The organism is uncultured Veillonella sp., assembly GCF_915069625.1.
Lineage (GTDB): Bacteria > Bacillota > Negativicutes > Veillonellales > Veillonellaceae > Veillonella.
The window spans coordinates 1-9,881 of the sequence record NZ_CAJZFD010000065.1 but is presented as its reverse complement, the minus strand read 5'-3'; the positions used below and the strand labels follow the sequence as shown (position 1 = coordinate 9,881).

Sequence of the window (9,881 nt, the reverse complement as noted above, 5' to 3'; positions counted from 1 at the left end):
AACACTTGCTAGACCTCGCTAACGATTGGCTCGACAATGATGACCAAGATCCGATTACGGCAGAAATATTTGCTAAGCGTATTACTATGGGCGAATTGGCGTTCCGCAATGATGGCACCATAGAGGTCTATTATGACGATGACGATATTTTCTGGGGGCACTGCATCATAGCCCATATTGATGCAGAGGGGAACCCTATTGATGCAGATATTGCAGGATGATTAACTACTGGAGCGTCCTGATGAGAAAATCGGAATTAATGACATTATGGAATGTTGAAAGCTGGTCTGAAGAACCGTATGGCGTTTACTTTGTTTCTCGCAGATTGGTCAATAATCGCTTAGAGAATGAAGGACAAGCCTTTCAAAAACTTAATATTAGTTGTACCAATTATACTGAGGCTAAGGTGCTTTCGCTACCAATGTGGGAACAATTATATACTCAATTAGATAAATTAGATAAACTAGCACAGGAACTCATACAACAGGAAGTACCGCAAGAGGAGTCTATTGTACTAACCTTAACTGATATAATGCTAGATAAGTCAGGTTGTTACGATGCATTTGCACTAGGCTATGATGTGGGAGAATCCCCGGCAGGGCATCTATATGTTTTGGCTCCTTTTGATGAAAACTTTATGGCTCAACAAGATGTGATATACGAAACCTTATAGAGTCGTTTTAAAGTGGGGATACTGGTGTTGTATTCTCCCTAAAAATATAAGTGATATGTAGGAGAGAGACCATGGAAGATATGTATAAATTAGTCAAAGATTTCTTCAGTCATGATATGGATTTAGATGATTTATTTGATTCTGAAGCTATCGTCTGGATTGACTGGCGCGAGGATGACGAAGATGTGGTTCGTTATTTCAATGATATGATGGATGAACCTATCGACATCCAAACCGTTAGTAATGGCAAGTCCTATGGTGACGATATTGTACTACAAAAGGGCGATAAAGAACTGCAAATTCCTTACGGTGATGAGAAAGATCGGGATGTAACTATCAAATATTTTAACGACTTCGTTCAGCCTGATTATGAGGTGCGTTGGTTTACTGAAAGCCTTGGAAACGATACGCTTGGGTTTACCGTGCTTTCAGGGGCAGAATGGGCCAAATTAGACGATGAATTTGGGGCGGATACGGTTCGCTATTATTTTGAACCTATCGATTTTGAAAGCGACATGTTTAATCTCGGCATGGGCGAAGTCTCTGCATTGCTTGCGTTACGAGAAGACAGTGAAGGCGTTAATTCTGACTTTAGTACACAATTAGACTGGATTAGAATCATAAACAAAGAAAAGACCTTGGATGAACAAAAAGAGAAGGGACAAATTGACTTAAAACAGTACATGGCTGCTAAAAAAGAACTACAACAGATTAAGGATGAATTTGTGGAAGTTCATGGTGAAATGCAATAAGGGGTAATCAATATGGACTATTTAGAAACATTACGAAATGACGCTAAACTAGCTGAAGAGTTTGATATGCTGTTTGATTTCTGCCTATTAGATGGGTTGGAAGAACGAGATACTGCTGAAGGGCGATGCACATTCTCTTTACCCGGCAAAGCCTTTGCTCGTGATGGTGCCGGTGGCGAATATCATCAATTAGAGGATGGATCTATCGGGTATGTGAGTAGCGAAGGGGAATGTGGTCGCATAGCTGAAAGTGTAGATGATTTAATTCGTTTATTGGTGTATAGCATTTGCTGGCATGATTATTGTGACGCTAGCCAATATACGGACATATCTACTCTCGAAGCCTATGCCAATGATCGTCGTGATGAAATCGCGTCTTATACAGAAATGGATGTATGGGAAACCGTTGTTCAGGCACTAAGCATGCCTTTAGAAGCAAATGTGGCTGCTGAATTACAAAAATTCTATGACGCTACACATCGAGAACCTTTATATACTTGTTATTTCCATGAAGATGATGGAACTGTTACAGAATCACAAAATCTATTTTTCTAGACGTATTGTTTAAAAGGAGAATTATATGGCTATTGATGGAGTAAAAATCATAGATAGTGATGATGGCCATGATATTTATAATTTAATTGTTGAGCGCTATAGAGATGGTATCAGTATTGATACAATTATTTCAGAAGTTTTGGGTGAAGAGCAGAATTTTTGCACTGACGAATTCTATACAGAAATTTATTGGACTGCCGTAGCCTATTCGCTGTGGAAGATAGGTCATCTGCCACAGGATATCAAAGAGAGAGCATTAGACATAATCGCGAAGGGCGCTCATGAGTTTTGGCTAGAAATTGATAGTAAGGCCCTCAAACAGCGTCAAAAGGTATTAGATAGATTAGCTGTACAGCTACAAAGTGAAAATCCAAAACCGCTTAAGGTTCGTAAATCTAAAACAAAGCGAGAACCTCATTTTAAGGTGGGCGACGTGTTAGCAGTTAAGTTTGAAAATGAGTATGGAGCTATTTTTGTATCTGACGTGGATCAATCACCGCGGAAAATCGAGTACCATTTGGCCTGTACGCGACTTTTACAAAAAGAAAAACCTACAATGGAGCAGTTTTTAAATAGTAAAATCGCCTGCCGCAAAGACAATACTAATTTCGGTATCGATACCGACTGTTGGTTTAATCATAAAGACCTAGGCCTATTGCTAGACCATTTAGAAATCATTGGGGCTGTTGAACTATATCCGTGTAAATTGTGGACACTAGCACCAAGAGGCACGTTGGAAGATATCTATGAGGAGATTACAGATGAGCCAAGAACAGGTAGACTACGTTTGATAGATACGTATGAATTGGTGAAAGAGGTTATTCAGAAATAATCTTCGGGAGAATGCGTTACTATAAAGGTGTAAATTTAATGGATACTGTGACGAAACAATATATAGAAACTGTGAAAGTCAGTGATATACCGTGGCATAGGTTAACCACAACTTATGGCCGTGCTACAGATTTTCCTGCTCATCTTGAGGTGTTGTGGGATATGAAGGACGTTGATGCCATTGATGCGGCAGGTGAAGAGCTGGCCCAAAACATTGAACATCAATCGACTTTATGGCATGCTACACCATTTGCTATGGTTTTCTTGCTTCGTATTTTTAAGAAAGCCTTAGAAGAGAGAACTCAGAATGAAGTAGCTCATTATTTAGTAGAACAATTGGTAGATTTATTTACTGTGATTGCTGAGTGTATCAGAGATGGGCTTATGCTAGAACATGCAGATCCACTACCTAAATTTGAGGATATGCTCAACGAAGAATATCTTTGGTCTGAAGAGTATGATGAAGACGAAGATATTCTCAGATATGAGGAAGAAGCGGTATTTCCGGATGACCTATTCTTTAGTTTCTACTACTATTCTTTACAAGTGCTTCTATTATGTAAGCCATTGTTAGACAAAAATAATAAATATGAGGTTACATTGCTAGAATTACTGACAGAGATTGACCACTAATAATCTATGGAGGTTATACTCTATTAAATGTTTATAGAAATCATAGATTATTAAATATCTAGGGAGATTCTAGATTACTAGTTATCTACGGAGGGTTTAGACTATGGGATTGATTGCTAATTATAGCTGTTTAAGCGATGTAAATTTAAAAGAGCTTAAATCCATGGGCTCAGAAGAAGAGGAAATTCTTGAAAGTGTTGAAGAGTGGAATGACGACGATGAGTTATTGCTTGATATCGACAAGATGTGGGATGTACTCCATTTTGTGCTAACTGGTGTGGGCACTGACCATAAAGACGATAAAAATCCTCTTAGCCAAGCGGTACTAGGCGTAATGGCTGTTGAGGATATATCAGACTATGTAGCATATACAGAACACAATCATTTAGCTAATATCGTGGCAGCTCTAGATCAATTTGATATTGAAAGTGCACTCGAATCTTTTGATATGACTGCTTGCAAAGAAGCAGAGCTTTACCCAAATATTTGGGACTATGATGAGGAAGAGGAAGAAATCAAAGATGAGATTCTCCACGATTTCGAGCAGATGAAGGTGTTCTATAAAAAAGTGCTAGAAGCGAAGGGGCATGTGCTCGTATCAATTTGTTAGGCCCGTTATAATCTATTGGACATGGCTCTGGTTATAGATAAACTAATTATAGGACTGACGAAGATGAGGAATTGTAAATGGCAGTGTTAACAGAAAAGCAAATTAAATATGGCTTTGACTACTATCATAAGGATGAGAAACAACTAAAATCTGTAGTTGAGGTTTCTGAATATGATGGTGAAGACAAGCTGATGATTAATTGCACACAGTTAGATGAAGGGTATTCTGCTAAAGATAAGAAACGCATTTTACAGGAGTGGTGTGATTTTTTAGTTGAACATCCAGATACTTTTACGGAACTCATGTTTTGTACAAGAATGCCACAGGAGTTATTTGATGCGGTGTGTACCCAACGGAAACTTAAAAAATTACATATAAAATGGGGCGTTTATCCAGATATTTCAAAATTAGAGAACTTACAAGAACTAGAATATCTACACATTGGGTCCGGAAGAAGTGTATCGAGCTTAGAGCCTATTTCAAGATTAGTAAATTTAGTAGCGCTGTCGATTGAAAACTTTCAACAAATTGATGATTATACGCCATTAGCTAATCTAAAACATCTTGAAAGTCTTGCCTTAGAAGGTGACTTCGCCGCTCCTAAAATTCTTAAGGTTCAATCCTTAGAATTTTTACGCCATATGAAACAGTTGCGCTTTTTTAGCTTTTTAACGGCAAAGGTGATAGATAAAGACTACTCTCCCATTTTAGAACTTAATAATTTAGAACATCTTACGTTAAAATCTTGTAAAGAGGTTAAGCAGTTGTATCCTCAATTCGTTAAACTACCAAAATTAAAATATGGCACAGTTTTAGAACGACCAGAATTATATGAGAAATAAGGCTTGAGATATAAGCCATGAGCTATAACTTATAAGACATAAAAGGAAGTAATCATAATGGATAAAGCGCGTAAAAAGGAATTATTGAAAGACTATAAAGCTAAAGAAAAACAGAATTTTAAAGATAGCTTACCTATGGACGAAGAGTTGTTTTGGAATCTCTTTGATTATGTAGATGAGAAATTAGAAACAAATGACGGTTGCGATCATAGTCTGACTTTCACAAGAGAGTTTTTAGAAAAACAAAAGGTAGATGTTGAAAGCGTACTAGATTGGATTATTAACGAAGGTGGCGGTTGTGATTGCGAGGTTCTCTACAATGTAGAGGAACGTTTTGAAGAGTTCGGTTAATAGTATTTTCTATAGTTAACTCCTTTTATTTGCAGGCGTTATTATAAAGGTATATAGTATAGGCATGTGATGGATATAGTCACATGTCTATTTTTATAAGGAGGACGCTATGCAACACGTTCAAAACCGCAGTACTACGTCCGCGTTAGTACTCACAGCCGTATTGATTGCCCTCGCAACACTGTTTACCATGTACACGAAAATTCCAGTACCTGGCATTCGCGGCTATTTCAATGTTGGAGATGTCGTTATTATGACGTCAGCTCTATTATTAGGTCGAAAGTCCGGCGCCTATATTGGTGCTATCGGCCCAGCGTTAGCTGATTTATTCCTCGGCTACGCAGTCTTTGTACCAATCACCTTTGTGGTGAAAGGCATTGAAGGCTATCTTGTCGGTACTGTCTATAACCATAAGACAACTACTTCTGCCTTGGTAGCAACTATCGTAGGCGGTATTGTTATCGTAGCAGGCTATTTTATCGCCGAATACTTTGTATTCGATCCAGGCGTAGCCATTGCCGGTATTGTAACTAATACCATTCAAGCCGTTATGAGCGTCATTGTTAGTATGATTCTCTATGCAATCTTGCGTAAACGATTGGGATAGGATTACTGATTCACAATTCATATACAAATTATGATATAATTTGTATATGAGGAGGTGCTTTTATGGGGTTATTACGTGAAAGTATCCGACCATCGTCGGATTTAAGAAATAAATATAATGAAATCTCTACAGTTTTGAAAACAAGGGATGAAGCTTGTATTATGACAGTGAATGGCCGTGGTGATACGGTATGTATGGGATATGAAACCTATAATAAATTGAAAGCACAGATAGAATTATTAGAGGCTATTGCATTGGCTGAGGAAGACGAACGAAAAGGTAGAATGGGTCCTATTGAGGATACTTTTATCAGCATAGAACAGTTGTTAGCTGAGGCCGAATAGTTATGGAAGACGCTGCTTATCGTATCATTATTATGGCACAGGCTGATCAGGCATTGCATCATATTGTTTTGCATGTAAAGCAATCTTTTTCCAATGAAATTGCCAAGGCTGTTTATCAAGAGATTAAGGATAGAATTCTTTTATTAGCGGATAATCCTTATATGGGCATGATTCCAAGACATACTGTTTTACGTAATAAAAACTATCGTATGTTGATTATTAATAAAAATATTATTTTATATCGTGTCTTTGATGATGAAAAAGAAGTGCGCATATATAATATATTTAGTCAACGGCAAGATTATTTACAACTTCTGCAAGGATTGTAGATGTTTAGTTGATTTGGTATAGATGAATAAAGGGAGACTCCGTTCTGAGTCTCCCTTTTGTAGTTATTTCCTTTGGATTAGGCTTATAGGACAAAAAGTGTGTGTAAAAACCCTTATAACACTAGATATTTACTAGTGTTATAAGGGTTTAATCTTTTTCTGGAGAAGTTTGAGGGTGGACAAAAAGTGTGGGTGAAAACATCAATCACCCCTTGTAATTACTGACTAAAATGAGGTTATATCTTCCTATATATAAACAAATATGGAGGAAGAGTTTATGCGACAAATAAAATGTCCTGATTGTAATGAAAAATGTATTAAACATGGTGTTTTAAAATCTGGTTCTCAGCGTTGGTTTTGCAAACATTGTAAGGTGGCATTTACCGTTAAAATTAATAATTTAAGTAAAGAATTAAGCCTATTCTTGAATTGGTTATTCAGCACCAATATTCAAGCTGATATGCCTGGTAAAGGTCGTACATTCAGGCGTAAAACCGCTAAATTTTGGTCCATATGGCCATTGCCACCAAAAGTGGAAGAAGTACATGATGTGGTATATCTTGATGGAATTTACTTAGCTAGGAATTTATGTGTTTTGATTTGTTGCAATGATACTCATGTTCTAGGATGGTATGTCTGTCGTTATGAGCATGCTAGAGCTTGGCAGTGTTTAATGGAACGGATTGCCGAACCTAAAGTCGTTGTGTCTGATGGTGCTAATGGTTTGCCTAAAGCATTACGTAAAGTTTGGCCTCATAGCAGTCACCAAAGATGCCTGTTTCACATTTTTTGTCAGGTTAGACGATATACGACAAGTAGACCTAAAACGTTAGCTGGGAAGGACCTTTATAGTCTTGCCAAAGCTTTATTTAATGTGAAAACAATGGATCAAGCCTTTATATGGATTAATGAGCTTTCAGCGTGGCGAATGACATATTCTGATTTTTTACGAGAAATGACGATTGATGAATTCGGAAACAAACGCTCTACACATGAGCGTTTGCTTAAGGCTGAATCATCATTATGGCGTCTGATTAGGCAACAAACTTTATTTACTTTTTTGGAATGTTTTGATATTACAATACCTACAACAAATAATCGTATTGAAGGTGGAGTAAATGCTCAACTAAGAAGTATGTTACGGGCTCATAGGGGCCTTTCACTTGAAAGAAGACTAAAAGCGGTCTATTGGTGGTGCTATATGCACTCACCAAGACCGCTTTCTATTTCAGATATATTAAATTGTATGCCTACAGATGAATCGATTGCTGCTATCTACAAACGGTTATCTGATTATTGCCAAATAGATCGTTCAATCCCTCAATGGGGTGATGCTCCTGTTTGGAATGAGCTACATATGTCTACAGATTTTCCAACTTATTGGGATTAGTCACACACACTTTTTGTCCTATAACCCTTGGATTATTGATAGTGCTGATTTGTCGTAATAACGACAAATAGCCCTTCGTTACCAACTGGTAGCTGAAAACGAAAGGCCATTTCTGCATGTTTTATAATGTTTTGGGATGAGCCTGACGGAAGCACTCGTCGGCTATCTCTTTATTACATTATAATGAGATTGGCATATATCGTCAATCCCATTATAATGTAATATACATTGAGGGGTTCCGATGGAATCTCTCTCTTTTTATTGCAGTTCACTCTTTAATTCAGGATATTCCTTTCTTCAAAGACCGCTTTCACCGTAAACAGTGCATTCAGTACGCGTGGAAATCCCGCATAGGGGATGCAATGTGTGCAGACCTCTACGATTTGCTCTGGCGCAATACCGACGTTGAGTGCTGCGTTGGTATGTACTTTAAGCTGAGCCTCGCAACCGCCCAGCGTTAAAAGGGATGCGAGTGTAATCAGTTCCCGTTCCTTGAAATCCAAGTTGGGGCGTGTGTAGATGTCGCCGAACAGCTCGACCAATAAATCGGCTATGGCCGGTGAAAGTTCTTGAATTGTGTTATACACCTCCTCGCCGTGCAGCCCATCAATTTGTTTCAATGTGTTCATACCGATGTTAAAACGTGTTTCTTTCATAATTATTACCTCCGTCTAGACGTATGATATATGCTCGAGTATACTTGAGGTCAAGGTGGTGAAAGTATGAAAATTGGTGAATTTTCAAAATTGGTGGGACTGCCCATTTCCACATTGCGATATTACGAGGAGCAAGGGTTCCTTCACATCGAGCGACAGAACGGTATTCGCAATTACCATGCGGAGGATGTGGGGTTTGTGCAGTTTATTAAACGCTTGAAAGATATGGGGATGCCGCTTGCGAATATCAAGCGATATGCGGATTTACGATATGCTGGATCTCATACGGTCCATGAAAGAATGACACTGTTGCAAGAACACTATCGATTTATTGATGCCGAAATTAAACGATTGGAAGGCTATAAGAATAATCTAGAGGATAAGTTAGAGTTGTATGAAACTGTAATAAAGAAAAATGAGATTGATTAGGTTTTTTATTGTAGATAGTATATAGCCTTGTATCAATATGGATGCAATGGTAATCATATCAATATAGAGCTAGGTTTCTAAGCTATATTATAAGTACAAAAGAGCCAGTTAACGTGTTCCAGTAGTTAGGCTCATTTTTTACCTAACTCACGTTAATGGCTCTTTTGATTTATTGAAGAAATTGAATACTCGAATTTTTAAATGGTGTTGGCGATATTTGCTATTTTAGCTAAGAAGTGTTTACGCTTTTCATCTGAACTATTCTCAGTGCTAGCTAATTGCGTATGTTTAATTGGTTTGATACCACAGGCTTTAAGAACTTGATTTTTTAAGACTTTGCCATAGTCTTGATTAAATGGTACTAAAAATGCTGGATTGTTGTGGGTGGTGATAATCCAAGCAGATTTTCCTTGTAATTTACCTATTAGACCTCTTTTGCCGTAAGAATATGCAAAGTCTGCTGTAAAGACACGATCGATAAAGCCTTTTAGTATAGCTGGCATACCTCCCCACCAAATAGGGTAGATAAAGATAATATGGTCTGCCCAAGTAATTAGATTACGATATTTTTCCATATCTGTTACAGTGTTTAAATCACGACGTTTGTGCGTATTATCGAAACGTAATATAGGATCGAATTTCTCCTCATACAAATCTATGGTGTTCACCTTGTGATTTTTTGAAAGCTTTTCTTGCACTACTTTTAAAATAGCACTATTAAAACTCTGTTGATTTGGATGGGCATAAATAATTAAAATATTCATGGTAAATCCTTTCTAATCGGGTATTATCAACTGTATGGGAGAGGGTGATTGGCTGCATTAAATCAATTAACAGTTATGGCGCGCATAACTATGTGGTATTTTATCCGCATAAATA

16 protein-coding genes are annotated in these 9,881 nt (G+C 37.6%); 14 read left to right on the top strand and 2 right to left on the bottom strand.

The annotated features are described in order from the left end of the window. The 13 genes from QZ548_RS04855 to QZ548_RS04795 form a co-directional block, all read left to right on the top strand. Positions 1-221: DUF2262 domain-containing protein (locus QZ548_RS04855; RefSeq protein ID WP_295868757.1), on the top strand; the 221-nt coding region annotated here is incomplete at its 5' end. A gap of 20 nt (positions 222-241) precedes the next feature. Next, the gene (locus QZ548_RS04850; protein WP_295868755.1) at positions 242-673 is read left to right on the top strand and encodes a hypothetical protein; all 432 of its coding nucleotides are present in this window, start codon (positions 242-244) and stop codon (positions 671-673) included. Positions 674-744: 71 nt separating this feature from the next. After that, a complete protein-coding gene (locus tag QZ548_RS04845) occupies positions 745-1,425 on the top strand; it encodes a hypothetical protein (protein ID WP_295868753.1) in 681 nt (226 codons plus the stop codon). A gap of 12 nt (positions 1,426-1,437) precedes the next feature. Further along, the gene (locus QZ548_RS04840) at positions 1,438-1,980 is read left to right on the top strand and encodes a hypothetical protein (protein ID WP_295868748.1); all 543 of its coding nucleotides are present in this window, start codon (positions 1,438-1,440) and stop codon (positions 1,978-1,980) included. A gap of 25 nt (positions 1,981-2,005) precedes the next feature. Then, positions 2,006-2,812, top strand: a complete 807-nt coding sequence (locus tag QZ548_RS04835) for a hypothetical protein (protein WP_295868745.1) — start codon at positions 2,006-2,008, stop codon at positions 2,810-2,812. 38 nt (positions 2,813-2,850) lie between these two features. Further along, positions 2,851-3,444: a hypothetical protein gene (locus tag QZ548_RS04830; RefSeq protein ID WP_295868742.1), complete on the top strand. Its 594-nt coding sequence runs from the start codon at positions 2,851-2,853 to the stop codon at positions 3,442-3,444. 103 nt (positions 3,445-3,547) lie between these two features. Beyond that, positions 3,548-4,054, top strand: a complete 507-nt coding sequence (locus QZ548_RS04825; protein ID WP_295868741.1) for a DUF1877 family protein — start codon at positions 3,548-3,550, stop codon at positions 4,052-4,054. A 77-nt stretch (positions 4,055-4,131) separates the two neighbouring features. Further along, positions 4,132-4,896 carry a leucine-rich repeat domain-containing protein gene (locus QZ548_RS04820; protein WP_295868738.1) on the top strand — a complete coding sequence of 255 codons (765 nt, stop codon included), beginning with the start codon at positions 4,132-4,134 and terminating at the stop codon, positions 4,894-4,896. A 57-nt stretch (positions 4,897-4,953) separates the two neighbouring features. Beyond that, positions 4,954-5,247 carry a DUF2695 domain-containing protein gene (locus QZ548_RS04815; RefSeq protein WP_295868736.1) on the top strand — a complete coding sequence of 98 codons (294 nt, stop codon included), beginning with the start codon at positions 4,954-4,956 and terminating at the stop codon, positions 5,245-5,247. A 109-nt stretch (positions 5,248-5,356) separates the two neighbouring features. Next, positions 5,357-5,854, top strand: coding sequence for an ECF transporter S component (locus QZ548_RS04810; RefSeq protein ID WP_295868733.1), 498 nt, complete (start codon positions 5,357-5,359; stop codon positions 5,852-5,854). 62 nt (positions 5,855-5,916) lie between these two features. Beyond that, complete coding sequence (locus tag QZ548_RS04805) at positions 5,917-6,198, top strand: type II toxin-antitoxin system Phd/YefM family antitoxin (RefSeq protein ID WP_119208752.1); 282 nt, start codon at positions 5,917-5,919, stop codon at positions 6,196-6,198. 2 nt (positions 6,199-6,200) lie between these two features. Next, positions 6,201-6,527 carry a type II toxin-antitoxin system RelE/ParE family toxin gene (locus tag QZ548_RS04800; protein ID WP_295868731.1) on the top strand — a complete coding sequence of 109 codons (327 nt, stop codon included), beginning with the start codon at positions 6,201-6,203 and terminating at the stop codon, positions 6,525-6,527. A 277-nt stretch (positions 6,528-6,804) separates the two neighbouring features. Continuing rightward, positions 6,805-7,917, top strand: a complete 1,113-nt coding sequence (locus QZ548_RS04795) for an IS1249 family transposase (protein WP_295868728.1) — start codon at positions 6,805-6,807, stop codon at positions 7,915-7,917. 275 nt (positions 7,918-8,192) lie between these two features. On the opposite strand, the gene QZ548_RS04790 is transcribed toward QZ548_RS04795, so the two are convergent. Further along, positions 8,193-8,573: a carboxymuconolactone decarboxylase family protein gene (locus QZ548_RS04790; protein ID WP_295868726.1), complete on the bottom strand. Its 381-nt coding sequence runs from the start codon at positions 8,571-8,573 to the stop codon at positions 8,193-8,195. A 66-nt stretch (positions 8,574-8,639) separates the two neighbouring features. Between QZ548_RS04790 and QZ548_RS04785 the strand changes: the two genes are divergently transcribed. Beyond that, positions 8,640-9,002, top strand: a complete 363-nt coding sequence (locus QZ548_RS04785) for a MerR family transcriptional regulator (protein ID WP_295868722.1) — start codon at positions 8,640-8,642, stop codon at positions 9,000-9,002. A gap of 197 nt (positions 9,003-9,199) precedes the next feature. Here the strand turns inward: QZ548_RS04785 and QZ548_RS04780 are convergent, their stop codons facing one another. Next, positions 9,200-9,766: an NAD(P)H-dependent oxidoreductase gene (locus QZ548_RS04780; protein WP_295868720.1), complete on the bottom strand. Its 567-nt coding sequence runs from the start codon at positions 9,764-9,766 to the stop codon at positions 9,200-9,202. Positions 9,767-9,881 lie beyond the last annotated feature (115 nt).

Bases quoted from the DNA above. Each gene is read 5' to 3' on its own strand.
- QZ548_RS04790 (WP_295868726.1), bottom strand. From the start codon at position 8,573: ATGAAAGAAACACGTTTTAACATCGGTATGAACACATTGAAACAAATT.
- QZ548_RS04810 (WP_295868733.1), top strand. From the start codon at position 5,357: ATGCAACACGTTCAAAACCGCAGTACTACGTCCGCGTTAGTACTCACA.
- QZ548_RS04800 (WP_295868731.1), top strand. From the start codon at position 6,201: ATGGAAGACGCTGCTTATCGTATCATTATTATGGCACAGGCTGATCAG.
- QZ548_RS04830 (WP_295868742.1), top strand. From the start codon at position 2,851: ATGGATACTGTGACGAAACAATATATAGAAACTGTGAAAGTCAGTGAT.
- QZ548_RS04850 (WP_295868755.1), top strand. From the start codon at position 242: ATGAGAAAATCGGAATTAATGACATTATGGAATGTTGAAAGCTGGTCT.
- QZ548_RS04795 (WP_295868728.1), top strand. From the start codon at position 6,805: ATGCGACAAATAAAATGTCCTGATTGTAATGAAAAATGTATTAAACAT.
- QZ548_RS04805 (WP_119208752.1), top strand. From the start codon at position 5,917: ATGGGGTTATTACGTGAAAGTATCCGACCATCGTCGGATTTAAGAAAT.
- QZ548_RS04785 (WP_295868722.1), top strand. From the start codon at position 8,640: ATGAAAATTGGTGAATTTTCAAAATTGGTGGGACTGCCCATTTCCACA.
- QZ548_RS04825 (WP_295868741.1), top strand. From the start codon at position 3,548: ATGGGATTGATTGCTAATTATAGCTGTTTAAGCGATGTAAATTTAAAA.
- QZ548_RS04815 (WP_295868736.1), top strand. From the start codon at position 4,954: ATGGATAAAGCGCGTAAAAAGGAATTATTGAAAGACTATAAAGCTAAA.
- QZ548_RS04780 (WP_295868720.1), bottom strand. From the start codon at position 9,766: ATGAATATTTTAATTATTTATGCCCATCCAAATCAACAGAGTTTTAAT.
- QZ548_RS04835 (WP_295868745.1), top strand. From the start codon at position 2,006: ATGGCTATTGATGGAGTAAAAATCATAGATAGTGATGATGGCCATGAT.
- QZ548_RS04845 (WP_295868753.1), top strand. From the start codon at position 745: ATGGAAGATATGTATAAATTAGTCAAAGATTTCTTCAGTCATGATATG.
- QZ548_RS04820 (WP_295868738.1), top strand. From the start codon at position 4,132: ATGGCAGTGTTAACAGAAAAGCAAATTAAATATGGCTTTGACTACTAT.
- QZ548_RS04840 (WP_295868748.1), top strand. From the start codon at position 1,438: ATGGACTATTTAGAAACATTACGAAATGACGCTAAACTAGCTGAAGAG.